Source organism: Gorillibacterium massiliense (assembly GCF_000455485.1).
Classification (GTDB): Bacteria; Bacillota; Bacilli; order Paenibacillales; family NBRC-103111; genus Gorillibacterium; species Gorillibacterium massiliense.
Window position 1 is genome coordinate 136,509 of the sequence record NZ_CBQR020000101.1, and the last position, 15,152, is coordinate 151,660.

Below are 15,152 nucleotides of genomic sequence, written 5' to 3' on the forward strand. Positions count from 1 at the left end.
ACAGAAAGGAGATTCTATTCTTTCACGGCACCCATGACGATACCTTTCACGAAGTATTTTTGCAAAAACGGATAGACCATCAGGATAGGCAACGCCCCGATAAAGATTTGAGCCGATTTCACCGTACGTTGGGACAGATTTTCCAAATCTGCCGGGTTGATGCTGATCTTGCTGAAGTCCTGCTGCACGACAACCGTCTGCAAGAAGGTGGCCAGAGGGTACTTTTTCGTATCCATCATGTAGATCAATCCATCGAACCATGAATTCCAGTGCCCGACCATCGTGAACAGTGTAATGGTTGCCAGCGATGGCAAAGAGATCGGCAGATGAATGTGGGTCAAGATTTTAAATATTCCCGCGCCGTCGATAAGAGCCGCTTCCTCCAGTTCCTTCGGGATGGTGCGAAAGAAATTCATCAGCAAAATCATGTTATAGACGCCCAGCGAGCCCGGAAGCACCAAAGCCCAAATCGTGTCGATCAGATGCAGATTAGAGATCAGAATGTAGCTGGGTACCATACCGCCGGAGAAAAGCATGGTGAATACGAAAAACCACATGTATGGATTCCGGCTCTTGAATTCGACGTAGTTTTTGGATAGGGCGTAGCCGGCGCTAATGGTAATCGCCATGCCGATGCCCGTTCCAAGAACCGTCCGAAATACGGAGTATGCCAGAGACCTCAGAAACGCCGGATTATCGATGGTTTTGGCGTAGGATTCGAGAGTGAAATCCACAGGCAGCAAGTTGACGATATTGGCGGTGGCCGCAGCCTTTCCACTGAAAGAGACAGCCAGGACGTGAACCAGCGGCAGTACGCAGATGAGGGATGCCACAATGAGAAAAAAGTGATTGGCCGCATTGAAGATACGATATCCTGTTGTTTTATGGTACATGGCGATCTTCCTCCAACATTAAAATATCCGATAATTAGCGAACTTGTAGGCCATCCGATAGGAGATGACAATGAGCACGAAACTGATGACGGACTTGAACAAGCCCACTGCCGTCGCAAAACTGAAATCGCCTTTGAGCATGGCCGAACGGTAAACGAAGGTGTCGATAACGTCGCCTTTGCTATATACAAGGGGGTTGTAAAGATTGAATATCTGGTCGAAGCCGGCATTTAAAACGTTGCCAAGCTGTAGAGTCGCCACTACGATGATGATGGGCAACATGGTGGGAAGGGTGACGTGAAGCGTCTGCTTCCAACGGGTAGCGCCATCCACTTCGGCGGCTTCGTACAGAGACGGATTCACCCCGGCGATCGCGGCCAAGTAAACGATCATGCCAAAGCCGAATTCTTTCCAGATGTCGCTGACCACGACTACAAAACGAAACCAGTCCCCGTCGCCGAGAAAAAAGATCGGTTTCGCTCCAAAAAGATCCATGAGCATCCTGTTGACAAGCCCGCCCTTAACGGAGAGCAGGTCGATCAAAATGCCACCTAAAATTACCCAAGAGAGAAAGTGCGGCAAGTAGACAAGGGTTTGAATCCCCCGTTTGATTCCTGTTTTCCGAACCTCGTTTAACAGAAGAGCAAACACAATCGGGACAAAGAGCCCGCAGACGATTTTGAGAACGGCGATAATCAACGTATTCCAGATGACCTGCACCGACTCATCGAACATAAATAAGGAATGAAAATGCTTTAAACCTACCCAATCGGATTTAAAGAAACCCAGCCACGGCTTGTAATCTTCGAAAGCCATAATCAACCCAAAGATCGGCACATAATGAAAAATAATCGCGATGATAAAACCGGGAAGGATCAATACATGCAGCGGCCATGTCTTCTTCAGCCCTTTGACCAAAGAACTTGTTTTTTTAGGGGGACGACCTGCTGCAGCCGCTTCCAACTGATGACTCATACGAGAGATTCCTCCTTAATCCTACCAATTGCGTATTTGTTTGCTTCTGCTACTATTATACCAACGGGGATTACCCCCACCTATGATAAGGTCTTAACATCTATATCCCCTGTGAAAACCTGTTTGCCCCATACCAACTTCGGCGGTGACTTTCATGATAAAATACAAAACGTTCCGTAACTTGATCATCATGTTGATTGTGCTCATTATTCCGGCGACGCTCTTATTTGCTTACGCGAACAATGTCAGTAAAAATGTCGTGCAAAAAACGCTGGAACAGTCCGCTTCCAAGCAATTGGAGTTCACGATGCTGCAAATGGAACAGTCCCTGAGGCAGTTGGAATCGCAAGCCCTCATTCTCGTGAACGACTCCAGCGTGCGCGCCTATGCAAGCTCCTACGGTTTTTCCGAATACATCAATCATTTGCTGATGCGCAAGACCATTGACGAGAAGCTCACCCTGCAAAGCCAGGCGGATCTCATCACCCACGATTTGACGGTTTACTGGCCGTCCTTGAATGAAACCGTTTCAACAATTGAAGGAAAAAAAGTTAAACCGGGGGAATATGCGGCACTTCCGAAAAACCGTTGGTTCATGAGAGATGAAGACGGGAAGCCGACTTTTCATCTGCTGTTTACAGACCCCGGGCTTGCATCCCCGGATCTCAGCAACGCCATCTCCGTGGTGGAGACAACATTCACCAGCCGCCACCTGCTTTCCGTCCTGCAAGGCCTCGATTTGGCGGGAAACGGGAAATCCTTTTTCTATTTCTCAGACTCTTCCATCCTGGCCAATCATCAGGTGGATCCCCGGCTTCTGCCCTTGCTCAAAGAAAAGATCGCTTTAGACGACGGCGTTGCGTCTGCCCATCCGGAGCTTACGGTGCTGAAGCTGGACAATGTGGAATATCTGGTGCAAACCTTGTACAGCCAGTCTTTGAACGGAACGCTGATCAGTTATATCCAATTGAATCAGTTCCTTCTTCCGCTTAAAAAAGTCAATCTGATGGTCAATGTGAGTCTCCTGCTACTCTTTTTATCCGGTGTCGCCCTTTCGTATCTGTTGTATCGCCACTTCCGGATTCCGTTAGGCTATCTGGTACGGAAAATCGAACAGCTCGGTTCGGGCAATTACAGTACCAGGGCCGTGAAAAAAACAAACAATGAGTTTGATTACCTTTTTGAGCGCTTCAATGATATGGCGTCCCGTATCCAAACCCTGATTGAGGATGTATACGAGGAAAAAGTACGAACACGTGAAGCGGAGTACAAGCATCTGCAATCACAAATCAATCCGCATTTCCTCTACAATTGCCTGTTTTATATCGTCGGCATGGCCCATAAATCTCCTGATGCAGTGGTGTCCATGGCCAAAAATTTGTCTCTGTTTTACCGCCACATCACCCGAAAAGCAGGCACGAATTCCACATTTGGCGATGAAATCAAGTTGATTGAGAGTTATCTGGAAGTTCAATCGCTGCGCACCAAGCGACTTCAATATGAGATTTCGATACCGGAAGAAATGCTGAGCCTGCAAGTGCCTAATCTGATCCTGCAGCCCATTGTGGAAAATGCCGTCATTCACGGTTTAGAACAGAAGAAGGACTCCGGGCACATCCGGATTCAAGGACGGGTTGCCGAAGACGGTTTTGTTCTGACCGTGGAGGATGATGGCAACGGGCTTTCCGAAGATGCTCTTCGGGAGCTGACCAGTCAAATCCAGTCCGACATCTCCACGGACGAAATCGGCTGCGGCTTATGGAATATCCACCACCGTCTGATCAACCGTTTTGGGCCTGAAGCAGGCTTGATATTGTCCCAAAGCCCGTGGGGAGGATTCCGTGTCACGTTTCATTTACCGAAAGATAAAAGTCTTATGTAAAAACAACACATGCGCCGCTGGAGAAAAGGAGGATGGACATGAACATCTTGCTGGTGGATGACGAAGAGTACGTACTGGATTACCTGGAGGAAACGATGGATTGGGAGCATTTCGGAATTACCCGTGTCTTTCGGGCCGGATCGGCGGATGAAGCCATTGCCATCGCAAACCGGGAATCCATCTCGATCATGATCACCGACATCCGCATGCCCGGGCAAAGCGGATTGGAATTGTTGGGAACGATGTCCCGGGTAAGGCCGGAAACAAAAGTCATCTTGCTGTCCGGCTATTCGGATTTCGATTATGCCAAAACCGCTTTGCGCAAAGGAGCGGTCGATTATCTGTTAAAACCCGTTACCAGCGATGAAGTCGCCTCTTGCCTGACAAAAATCACATCTCAGATTCAAAAGGAGCACCGGAATCAGCAAGCTTTGACAGAGGCAATCGAAGTGTTGAAGCTGGCCGGTCCCCGCCTTCGCGAGCACCTGCTGCTAGACCTGCTGCTGGGCGGACGCTTTTCAGATCCTGTGGTCAACGAAAAACTGCACACCCTGCACATCCAGCTTCAAACAGGGGATCCTTGCATGCTTGCGCTGATCCGCATCGAAACCGGAAATGCGGAGCTGTCGAGAGAGGATATCGAGCTTTATAGTTATGCTGTGCAAAATATGGCCGATGAAATCTACCTGGATCATGTGGAAGGGCATTCTCACCTGTGGTGGTGCAAGGACTCCCATCAATTTCTTGCTCTCATTCTGCCGGTAGATGCCTTGGGTGGTGTCCCCGCCGTTCTGCAACGCACAGAGCTTCTTCGCCAAGCGGTTCCCAACTATTTAAAGAAAACCATCAGTATTCGGCTATCCCAGCCCTTTCCTTTCGGCAGAGACGTCCATAGTCAATATTTACAAGCCATCAATGAATTTTGGCGCTGCGTGGGTACCCAGCACAACCAGCTGCTGCTCACCGACCAGACGGATAACGTCGACGTCAAGCCCTTAAAAAGGCTGCATGAATCGCCACCGATTTTGCAATTAATGGAGCAAAGCCGCTGGGATGAGGTCGTGGAACGGCTCGAGACCGTACTGGACGAGCTAGACACTCCTCCCTACCGCACCCAGCACCATCTCGTAGAGGCGGTTTATTATCTGTACAGCTGTTTTTCCTATATGGCCCACAAACAAGGCGATTCGTTATCGGAAATGATCGGCGACATTTCTTTTTTGCAGGACCCCTTCAGTTTTCAGTCAACCGCCAAGGTTCGGAGTTGGGCGCTGACGCTGATTGAGCAATTCCGGGTGAGAATCCAGGAGACGGCGGGCAACCAAAGCCGCATCATTTCCCACATTCAAGCTTACATCGAGGAGCACCTGCATGAAGATGTCTCCCTCACCAAAGTCGGTGAATACATGTATCTGCACCCCGTTTATTTATCCCGATTGTACAAAAAGGAAACCGGAGAGAGCTTGTCCTCCTATATCACCCGTATGCGAATGGAGAAAGCCGCCCATCTCTTGCGCTCCACCAACAAAAAAGTATCCGATATCGCAGAAGAAGTCGGCTACCACAAGACCCAATATTTCATCCGGCTGTTTAAAGAAACGTATGAGTGTACACCCCAGACTTTCCGCAACCGATAGGACAAATCAAGGATAAACGGCTTGCGAACGTCCTTTTAGGACGTTCGACGTTTACCGTAGTGGAATAAGGCTGTTTATTGCACAAACTTATAAAGTCTTATGTAAGCACAAAAAGGGGAGCCCAGCGGCTCCCCTTTTTATTGCCATTGCACATTATTGAATGCTTTGGTACCAGGCGTTGATTTCCTTCAGGATTTGATCCCCACCCTTGCTCTTCCAGTCCGTTACAAAGCTGTCGTACTTGTCCAAAGACAAGTTGCCGTAGATAATTTTGGCGAAGGTTTCAAGTTCCATCGTCTTCAGGTTATCGCCTTTACTCCGCATTGTTTCCGTCGGCGCTCCGTTGAAATCGCTTGGAGCGTTGGAATCCTTCATTTGATAGTTCAGGGCACCGGCACGTATTTGTTCTTTATCGGCGATGGCGATCGCCTTTTGCGCAGCGGTTACCGGTTGCATGCCTTTAAACACATCATAGTAATCCTTGGACTCTTGATAGGGGATTTTCGGAACGTTCCAGAAGAGATTATACTTGCTGGAAGTGGCTGCCTTTTCCAAAGGAGTCGGGAATTTAGCCGGGTCATATTCAGGAGCGCCGTTTACGGTGGCGTAGTCATAGCCTTCGAAGAAGCCGTCCTTGAAATCGCCTGTGCTGAATTGGCTGTCGTAAATTTTATCCAGGTACAGGAAGAATGCATCCATGTGTTTAAAATCTTTATTGAACATCATTACTTTGCCTTCATTGACGGAACCGTTATAACGGGCGGTTTTACCATCCAGACCCTTCGGCAGCTCATATGCACGGACTACCGCATTGGGATTGGTCGATTTCACATCGCCCAGCGGCCACCCATTGGCCCAATATGGAGCCGCGATCATACCGGATTTGCCTTGGATGAAACTTTCCGTCGCCTTCACCTCATCCAGCGCCGCTAATTCCGGATCCAGGTACCCTTTGCTGTACCATTGGTTCAGCTTTCCAAGAGCATCCTTGATCCCAGGTTGAATGGAGCCGTATTGCAACGTGCCGTCTTCCCCTTTTTGATAGGTTCCCGGCAGCGCCTTACCCGTATAAGCGCCAAAGATGAAGCTGGCATCGGACATCCAGTTAGCGAAGCCATTGCGGGCGGAGAAGCTGAAGCCGAACGTATCCTTCTTATTGTTGCCGTCCGGATCCTGATTCGTAAAGGCGTCCATGACCTTCTCAAATTCATCGATGGTCTTCGGCGCCTGCAAGTTTAATTTATCCAGCCAGTCTTGGCGAATCCAGAGAACCGGATTGGTGCTGTCGCCAGCCGAGAAAATCGGCAGTCCCATGAGCTTTTGACCCGATTTCACTTGATTCAAGGCGCTACTGTTATCCCCATAGATTTTCTTTATGCGATCCGTTGCGTATTTATCGAAATCTTCCTGAATGTCCCGGACTTTGCCGGATTGAATCAAGTCCGCGATCAAATTGGTATCCTGCACGATAAAGACGTCCGGAAGCTGATCTTGACTCGTAAGGGAAAGCCGGATCTTTGTATGGTAAGCACTGTTGTCCGGAGTATCCCAGAGATCCTTGATTTCAATCCCCAGCTTATCCTTTGCCCATTTGTTATGAACGTTGTCATTAATGGTTTCGCCATTGATAAACACGTAGTCGGAGCCGACAACACGAGCCGTTGTGATTGTAACCGGTGGATCAAATTTACCTTCTGCATTCGTTGCCGCTTGCCCGCTTGTTGCCGCAGGCTGATCTTTCTTCTTGCCATCCCCCGATGAGCAACCAACTGCACTAGTAAGCAAAAGACTGGTACCAAGCAGAACTATAGCCCATTTTCCATACTTCATGTGACTTCTCCTCTCTGAAAAACAACTGTTGAATACGCATACATCGTAACAAAGTGACAGAAAAGGTGTACATGCCCGATATTCAACAATCATAACCTTCGAATAAACTAACACATATACAGCCTGAAAGAGAAGGAAACCGGAGAACAGTTACACCAATCCTTTACATTCACTGGATAGCTCTCTACAATAAAATGATCAAGATTAACATGCGGAGTGAAGGTATGAAGATCAGCCATACAGAGAAAAAATCAAGATGGAGGCCGAATCCGCCTCAGGTTCTGGCCTTTGGCTTTATCGCCATCATCATGATCGGCGCCGTGCTTTTGTCCATGCCTTTTTCCTCGGCCTCCGGTAAAAGCCAGCCTTTCCTCGACGCCTTGTTCATGTCGACATCCGCCACCTGCGTCACGGGGCTTTCCCTGGTTACTGTCGCCCATCATTACACGGCTTTCGGAGAAGTCGTGCTGCTTCTGCTCGTCCAAATCGGCGGACTGGGGTTCATGACCATGGCTAGCCTGATTTCTATCGTGTTCGGCAGAAAAATTTCCTTCCGCGAGCGGATGATTCTGCAAGAAGCGATGAACCAAGGCTCCCTGGACGGCATCGTCCGGCTCATCCGCAAAGTACTGGTTTATGCCCTCACCATCGAGCTGGCCGGCGCCATTTTGCTAACTGTCCGCTTACTATTCGAGATGCCTATCGGCACCGCCCTTTATTTCGGCGTCTATCATAGCATCTCCATCTTCAACAATGCCGGATTCGATTTGTTCACCGGCTTGCCGGGCCGTTTAGGCAGCTTGCAGCACTACGTCAACGATCCGTTTGTCAATCTCGTCAGTGTCCTGCTGATCATTCTCGGAGGGATCGGCTTCATTGTCATCGCCGACCTGCTGGCTTTTCCCCGCACCCGCAAGCTCAGCCTGCACAGCATGGTGGTACTGTCCATGACGGGTTTACTTATCGTCGTCGGGACTATCGTCATCTTTATTTTCGAATATACGAACCCGGCCACGATGCAGCCGCTCTCCCACGGCGGGAAACTGTTGGCGTCCATGTTTCAATCGGTTTCCGCCCGCTCGGCAGGGCTCGCCACTGTCGATACCGCATCGCTTCGGCAGGCGACACAGTTTTTCATCGTCATCCTAATGTTCATCGGCGCAGCTCCCGGCTCATCTGGCGGGGGCATCAAGGTGACGACCTTTGCTATTCTGGTGGGCGTCATTTTGGCCATGCTGCGGGGAAAAGAAGACGTGGTCATGTTCCACCGCCGCCTGCCGAAAGAGCGAATCTACAAGGCGATTACCTTCACGATGTTTTCGTTTATCGCGGTCATTCTCTCGGCGATGGTCCTTTCCACCACCGAAAACTTCTCCTTCCTCGGTATCCTGTTCGAAACCGTCTCCGCCTACGGCACCTGTGGCATGTCCATGGGATTGACGCCGTCACTCAGCTCCTTCGGCAAAGGGTTTCTCTCGGTCATCATGTTCATCGGCCGGTTGGGTCCCATCACTCTCGCCTTCGCATTGACCCCCAAGCCGGAGAAGGAGTTGTTCCGCTACCCGGAAGGCAATATCCGCATCGGATAACACTCGCGACAGAAAAGACCGGACAGGTAAACGCCCGAGAGGCGCACCGTGTCCGGTCTTGTTGTTTTTTTATCGTTCGATCAGCCGCTTGTACTGCTTGATAGCGTTGATATGCATGCCCTCATGGTAAGCGTTGAAACTGAGGAACTGCTCCGGCGTCTCCAGCTTCATTCCAGCCGATGTGGTATAAGGGGGAACGATGATTTCCTCCAACCGCCCGGCCAATTCGCGGCGGATGCGGCCCGGCTGCTCCGCAAGCAGCGTCCGCAACTCCTGCAGAGTCGGAACGACCAGCCCTTCCGGCTTGGTCAGCGGAGACGTACCGCTTTCGAACAACTCCTTAAAGCCCTCCGGCAAGTGTTGTGGTAATCCAATGTAATAAAATGCGAAACGTTCAAGCACCACATAAATATGCCCCAGATTCCAACGGACGGAGTTCCGAAAACCGTCCGGAATCCGGTCCGCTTCCTCTTCAGACAGGCTCTCCATCGCCTGCAAAGTCCGGCTTCTAGTAAAATCAAGCAGATCCAACACAAACTGCCCCATAATCGTTACTCCTCCCGTTTAGATAGATTTGGTTCAACTTAACCGTGATTTCGCCTATTCAAGGATACAGCTTTTCCCCTTTTTCAAGCATCTCGATATATTGTTGAATTTTCTTGTTCCGCGTCTCCGGTTTCTTCGCATTCTGAATGCGGAATAGAATCGCGAACTTATTCTGCTTATTCAACGTTTCGAAAAAAGCCTTGCCTTGCGGGCTTAACGCAAGCGCCGCGGCGAAATCCTCCGGCAACACCCCGTCACCTGAACCTTTCAATGCACTTTGCGGTGCATAGGCCTTGTCCCACTGGCCGTTCTTCTTTGCCGCTTCGATCGCCTGCAAACCAGGAGGCTGCATCCGACCCTCCGCGATCAGCCGTTCCACCTTTTCCTTGTTCACCTGGGACCAAATGCTTTTCGCTCCCCGCGGGCCAAACCGCTGGATCCACGTCTTCTCGTCGACGGCTTCTTTTTGGCTGTCGATCCAGCCGTAGCAAAGAGCCACATCCAGCGCTTCAGCATAGCTGACGGAAGCGAAATCTGCTCCCTTCTTGGCGATTTGCAGCCGGATGCCGGGGACGGTATCATGATGCTCATTCAGCCACTCCGCGAAAGCCTGCTGGTCCGGAAAGAAAAGAATCGGCCATTTCTCGGTTTTTTTCGGCATAGGCGCATCCCTCCGATTTTCATTCTACTCCCGAGTATACCGATTAACGTTTGTCATGACGAGCAGGATTTGCACCGATGCTAGCGAAACCTAAGGGAGTAAAGGAGTGATGCGGAATGCATTTTTGTTGGGTAACATTAAGAGTCAGCCATATGGAAAATTCCCTGGCGTTCTATCATGAGATGCTTGGACTGCCGATCAGCAGCCGTTACCGCAGCGGGGATGCGGATATCGCCATGTTGGGCGACGAGGATCAACCAAAAATCGAGCTGATCCAGCGAGAGGGGCAGGCCGCAGCGCCAAGCTCGGGCATTTCGATAGGCGTTGCAGTGGATTCCTTGGAGGAAATCAGCGAATTTTTGAAAAGTAAAGGGATTGCGATTGTCCGGGGGCCGATTTCCCCTAATCCCCATATCCGTTTTTCCTTCGTCCATGACCCCGATGGATATGAGGTCCAGCTTGTAGAGAACCGATAGCCGAAAAAGAAAAGCAGCGCGCATCGTTTCGGATACGCGCTGCTTTTTTGATGGCCTCTTTTTGTTCGATGCCGGCGCTGCAGGAGACGATTACTTGACCGGGATCAGGATCTTTTGACCGATGAAGATCAAATTCGGGTTTTTCAGCTTATTGTATTCGGCCAGCTTGCGCCAGGTTGTTCCGTATTGCACGGCGATTTCCGACAGGGTATCGCCCTTCTTGACGATGTATACCGTGTCAGCCGATTGTGCCGGAGTTGTTGGCTTGGTCGGGGTCGTCGGAGTCGTCGGGGTGGTAGGCTTGTCAGGTGTTGCCGGAGTCGTCGTACCGCCGCTCGTGGAAGCCGACGCCAGATTCAATTTGAAATTAGCGTAGCCGTCGGTGGAATCACTGACATAGGTCAGTAATTTGTTGCCCGCTGCCGCCGCTTTAGCGGCCGGGGATGTTTGGAAGACGATGCTGGCGTTGCCTTTGATCGGAGCCAGCGACCAGTTGCCGTCCGCTGTCGGATTGATGGTGCCCGAGGTGCGGATGTAGTCGATGACGGCTTGACGGTTTTCATCCGGCGAAGCCATGATGATGCGCTTGCCGTCCGGATTGGCGAACTTGCTGCTGGACGCCCGGTAGTTGTTGGAGGCAACGACGAATTTTTGCGCCGGATCAATCGGTTTGCCTTCGAAGGTCAAGTTTTTGATGCGGTTGGCGTCGGCATTGAGCAGCGCTCCCTTGGCATCGTATTTAGCCGGTTGGGTCACGTCGATCTGATACGAAACGCCGTCGATGACGTCAAAGTTGTAGGTCGGGAAATCCTGGTTGACCAGCGGTTGATCACCGGATTTGTTCGGATCGATTTGGTTGAATTGGCCGGCAGACCATTCCAGCCATTCTTTCACTTCCGCACCGGTGACCAGCACGGCGTTGATGGTGTTGGAGTACAGATACAGGTCAGCCACGTTTTTAATGGCGATGTCCCCTGCGGGAATATTGGTGTAGTAGGAGGCGCCTTGACGGCCGCCTGCTTTAAATGGCGCTCCTGCGGACAGAATCGGCAGTCCTTCGTAATCCGTACCTTGCAGGTGCTGCTTAACGTACCATTTTTGCGCATTGGTGACGATTTGAATAGATGGGTCGTCCTGTACCAAGGCGAAGAAGCTGTTGATCGGCGCCGACGTCTTGCCTACCGGGCCACGTACGTAGTTTAGGGTAGCTTCATGGTCTTTTTCTACGGCGTCGAGGACCTCTTTGTCGGCATCGACCAAAGATTTCTTGTTGACCGTGTCATATATTGGCTTCACGGAAACGGCGGAATTCGTAACCGACCATTTGCCGCCGCTCAGCTGCAGGGTCAAATCGATGACCCCTAAATTATTGCCCCAGAAACCGGGCTCCACGGCCGGCACGCCGTTGATCGTGCCTTTTTCCAGATCAACGCCGGTTTTACCGGCAAAGGACTTGTCCGGGAAAATCTTATGGGCGTGGCCGAAGAGAATCGCGTCGATACCCTTCACCTTGCTCAAGTACAGCACGGCGTTTTCCATGTTCTCCATTTCAGGAATATCTTCAAAACCGGAGTGGGGGATAGCGATGATGATGTCCGCGCCTTCTTTTTTCATCTGCGGAACAAACTTCTCAGCAGTTTCCACGATATCTTTCGTGATGACCTTGCCTTCCAGGTTCGCCTTGTCCCACTGGTTGATTTGTGGTGGCACAAAGCCGATGACGCCTACTTTCAACGTATGGGTGGCGCCGCTTGTATCTTTTACCGTTTTGTCGAGAATGAGGTAAGGGGTGAACGCATTGACATCATTGTCCGGATTGCTGTCCCCGTCATCCTTGTAGATGTTAGCATTCACATAAGGGAACTTGGCCCCTGCGATGGAGGTTTTCAAAAAGTCGAGACCATAGTTGAACTCATGATTGCCAAGGTTTCCTGCGTCGTAATTCAGCAGATTCAATGCCTTGTAAACCGGATGCGTTTCTCCAGGCTGTAGCTTCTCCACGTTTGCGACGTAATCGCCCAGTGGGTTGCCCTGGATAATGTCTCCGTTGTCGAACAGCAAGCTGTTCACCGCATCCTCCCGGGCCTGCTTGATCAGCGTCGCCGTTTTGGCAAAGCCGTACTCATCCGTAGGCTTGTCCGAAAAGTAATCGTAGTTCACCATGTTTACGTGCAGATCTGTCGTTTCCAGGACGCGCAAATTTACGGTAGGGTCCCCTGCTGCAGCATGAATACTACTGAGTGGCATCAGCAGTAAACTGAGTGCGACGAAAGCCGGCAAAGCCTTTTTCTTGCGGGATACGTTTGACAAATGACGTCCTCCTCCTGCTAGATGAATGGTTGATGTAAGAAAAACTCTCACACCTTTCTATCATATCGGAAAAATATGGAAATGTCATGTTAAGTCATTGATAAATTTCACCGGATAGACAAATAGCCACCTGCGCTTCATTCCGCCGCCCCCTCATTTTAGCTCCGCATTTGCTTGGAACAAATCTTTCATCTCCTCAGGCACAGGGATGATATCCTCAGCGTAGACCGTGCCCTTTATCTCTGGTGTCATGCGGACGAGAACCATGCTGCCGTTGGGATAGGTAAGCAGCTCGTAATTGGTGAATGTCGTTACCGGTGAGGACCCTCTCGCTTCCTGCAGCACCCCCATCATCCGCTTGGTGACCTTTGTCTGGGCTACTTCGCTGAAATAAGACTTGAACATTACGTAATTGCCGCCATCTCCCCCATTTGTGGCCACTCCATTCAACAGCATCGCCGTATTCAACGGGCTGTCCGGCTTTAGCGGCTTCTCACAGCCAGCGAGTAAAACAAAAGCAACCAGCAGGAGCGCCAGCGCACATGATGCTTTTTTCATAGCGAATTCCTCCCAAATTGTGTAAAATTATATAAAATTTCTTGCAAAACGAAACGAATCGTTCGTATCCAATGGTCAGGGGGATGCTTATGAGGATAAACCGATTTTTTGCATCATGCCTGCTCTTATGTATGCTAGCCGCCGCTTGCGCTTCGGCTGATAACGGAAGCACCGAAGCTGTCCGTTCATCTTCAAATGATAGCTCGGCCAGTGGAAAATATGCGACGCTTCCCTTTAATCCGAGCAAAATCCAGATGCTACTTGCCTTGACCAAAGATAGTTACATCTATGGAGAACTGGACGGTCAGGGAGACTGCCACTATTTCCGCTATGATATTTACACCAAAAAAACCGCAGCGCTGGGAACAGTCAAACTTTTTCACGTTGCCAGCAACAGCATGGCGATGTTGAATAACCGTCTCTATTTTCATGCAGGAGCTGGCGAAAACCCGAATGGCGGGCTGTTTGCCATTGATCTTAAGAAAAATTCAGTGAAGCAAATTCAAACCGAAGATCATTTCATGGGGCTTGTCTATGTGGCGGCCACAACGGATAAACTGCTGATGCTGAAAAGCGAAGCATCTGGCAGTGCAGCTAGCGCCGGCACCACCTATATCGAAGCCTACGACCCAGCTAAGGACAAAACAAGTAGAGTCTTGGAAGTCCATGGAGACCCCGCGGCAAAAAGCGGCGAATCCATCTCAAACTTCACCAGCGATAACAAGCAGCTCTATGTCCTGTTGCAAAAAGGCGATAGCGGCAAGGTTGTCCCTTATCTATCCATCTATTCACTCGACGGAACCTTCATCCGTTCGATCAACCTTTCGGCAATTTATGAAAAAATGCTCAATCAGCCCATAAGCGAAGTCAAAGTGATGAATGATTATCTCTTTATCAGCAATTTTTCCGGCAACGGGATATTGGGGAAGATAGACGGTGATTCCTTCATCCCGATTACGGATCTGACCCTTGATTTCGATCATGCCCAGTCGGCAAGCAGCGCCACCCGGAAAATCGAGGTTTTCTTCCAAAAAGGAACGAACGACGTCTATTTGCTGAATACCGCAACGGGCGAGCTGAAAAAATCCGTATTCACAGGAGATTCAGCGGACGATAACGGCATCGCCTACATCCTGGAGGATGAGCAAAATCATGCAGCGATTCTCCGCCGCTCTTTTGCCAGAGATCTGACGCCTGAACAAGTGCATGCCTCCTTCTATTACGTCAGTTTGGAAGAACTGGCAGCGAATGCGAATTAGCCTGTCCGTCCAGCAAACCCTATAAAAGGATTAACGCCATATTCCGAGGTTAGCTTACGAAAATTCAACCCGGTAACCAAAGAGACCTGCCAAGGAGCTTCCGCTTCCTTTGCAGGTCTCATTTCATACATGAGGTTATTCCACGATTATGGTATGCAGCTCGATGCAGCCGCTGTGGACACGCACCGTGATCACCGTTTCCTCCGCCGCATGAAGCTGGGCGGTGATGGCTTTAGCGGCAGTAGGCTGACCCGCGCTGCCCAGAGCGGTTGCAGCCAGCTTTGTCTGAGCAATGACGTTCCCGTCTTGCTCCACCGTCACCTGCGCGTCATCGCGGCAGATGAGTTCCAGCGACACCCGGTTATCTTCCGTTACGCCGCTAAACGTATACGAAGCGAACTCATTCGCGGCCAACTCCAGCGCCAAGAGGTCCCAGCCGCTGTCGAAGAAAAACTTCTTCGGCTGCGGTGTGTCAGTGAGCGCGACGACCCCCATGCCCGATTGTGCTTGATAGCCGTAAAGATTACCCTCCGTAC

At 50.4% G+C, this 15,152-nt stretch carries 12 protein-coding genes and 1 pseudogene; 5 read left to right on the forward strand and 8 right to left on the reverse strand.

All coding sequences use genetic code 11. From position 1 onward, the window contains the following. Nucleotides 1-14: 14 nt before the first annotated feature. Both TJ79_RS13075 and TJ79_RS13080 read right to left on the reverse strand, forming a co-directional pair. A complete protein-coding gene (locus TJ79_RS13075; protein WP_040950751.1) occupies nucleotides 15-893 on the reverse strand; it encodes a carbohydrate ABC transporter permease in 879 nt (292 codons plus the stop codon). Nucleotides 894-911: 18 nt separating this feature from the next. Continuing rightward, entirely contained in the window at nucleotides 912-1,868 is a 957-nt protein-coding gene (locus TJ79_RS13080; protein ID WP_040950752.1) for an ABC transporter permease, read from the reverse strand. 154 nt (nucleotides 1,869-2,022) lie between these two features. Here TJ79_RS13080 and TJ79_RS25995 point away from each other — a divergent pair, with 154 nt between their 5' ends. Next, the gene (locus TJ79_RS25995) at nucleotides 2,023-3,750 is read left to right on the forward strand and encodes a sensor histidine kinase (protein ID WP_052339563.1); all 1,728 of its coding nucleotides are present in this window, start codon (nucleotides 2,023-2,025) and stop codon (nucleotides 3,748-3,750) included. A gap of 38 nt (nucleotides 3,751-3,788) precedes the next feature. Then, nucleotides 3,789-5,387, forward strand: coding sequence for a response regulator (locus TJ79_RS13090; protein ID WP_040950753.1), 1,599 nt, complete (start codon nucleotides 3,789-3,791; stop codon nucleotides 5,385-5,387). Between the two features lie 153 nt (nucleotides 5,388-5,540). Here the strand turns inward: TJ79_RS13090 and TJ79_RS13095 are convergent, their stop codons facing one another. Next, the gene (locus tag TJ79_RS13095; protein WP_040950754.1) at nucleotides 5,541-7,217 is read right to left on the reverse strand and encodes an extracellular solute-binding protein; all 1,677 of its coding nucleotides are present in this window, start codon (nucleotides 7,215-7,217) and stop codon (nucleotides 5,541-5,543) included. Nucleotides 7,218-7,441: 224 nt separating this feature from the next. Between TJ79_RS13095 and TJ79_RS13100 the strand changes: the two genes are divergently transcribed. Beyond that, the gene (locus TJ79_RS13100) at nucleotides 7,442-8,806 is read left to right on the forward strand and encodes a TrkH family potassium uptake protein (RefSeq protein ID WP_040950755.1); all 1,365 of its coding nucleotides are present in this window, start codon (nucleotides 7,442-7,444) and stop codon (nucleotides 8,804-8,806) included. A gap of 69 nt (nucleotides 8,807-8,875) precedes the next feature. On the opposite strand, the gene TJ79_RS13105 is transcribed toward TJ79_RS13100, so the two are convergent. Further along, complete coding sequence (locus TJ79_RS13105) at nucleotides 8,876-9,352, reverse strand: DinB family protein (protein ID WP_040950756.1); 477 nt, start codon at nucleotides 9,350-9,352, stop codon at nucleotides 8,876-8,878. Between the two features lie 58 nt (nucleotides 9,353-9,410). Further along, the gene (locus TJ79_RS13110; protein WP_040950757.1) at nucleotides 9,411-10,013 is read right to left on the reverse strand and encodes a YdeI/OmpD-associated family protein; all 603 of its coding nucleotides are present in this window, start codon (nucleotides 10,011-10,013) and stop codon (nucleotides 9,411-9,413) included. A gap of 116 nt (nucleotides 10,014-10,129) precedes the next feature. On the opposite strand from TJ79_RS13110, the gene TJ79_RS13115 reads away from it, so the two are divergent. Beyond that, nucleotides 10,130-10,489: a VOC family protein gene (locus tag TJ79_RS13115; RefSeq protein WP_040950758.1), complete on the forward strand. Its 360-nt coding sequence runs from the start codon at nucleotides 10,130-10,132 to the stop codon at nucleotides 10,487-10,489. 90 nt (nucleotides 10,490-10,579) lie between these two features. Here the strand turns inward: TJ79_RS13115 and TJ79_RS13120 are convergent, their stop codons facing one another. Next, nucleotides 10,580-12,736, reverse strand: a complete 2,157-nt coding sequence (locus tag TJ79_RS13120) for a bifunctional 2',3'-cyclic-nucleotide 2'-phosphodiesterase/3'-nucleotidase (RefSeq protein WP_052339570.1) — start codon at nucleotides 12,734-12,736, stop codon at nucleotides 10,580-10,582. Between the two features lie 216 nt (nucleotides 12,737-12,952). Continuing rightward, a complete protein-coding gene (locus TJ79_RS13125; RefSeq protein ID WP_040950759.1) occupies nucleotides 12,953-13,357 on the reverse strand; it encodes a hypothetical protein in 405 nt (134 codons plus the stop codon). A gap of 89 nt (nucleotides 13,358-13,446) precedes the next feature. Here TJ79_RS13125 and TJ79_RS13130 point away from each other — a divergent pair, with 89 nt between their 5' ends. After that, nucleotides 13,447-14,616, forward strand: coding sequence for a hypothetical protein (locus tag TJ79_RS13130; RefSeq protein WP_155987874.1), 1,170 nt, complete (start codon nucleotides 13,447-13,449; stop codon nucleotides 14,614-14,616). A gap of 135 nt (nucleotides 14,617-14,751) precedes the next feature. Here the strand turns inward: TJ79_RS13130 and TJ79_RS27575 are convergent. Beyond that, nucleotides 14,752-15,152, reverse strand: a pseudogene (locus TJ79_RS27575) (glycoside hydrolase family 5 protein); the annotation flags it as partial.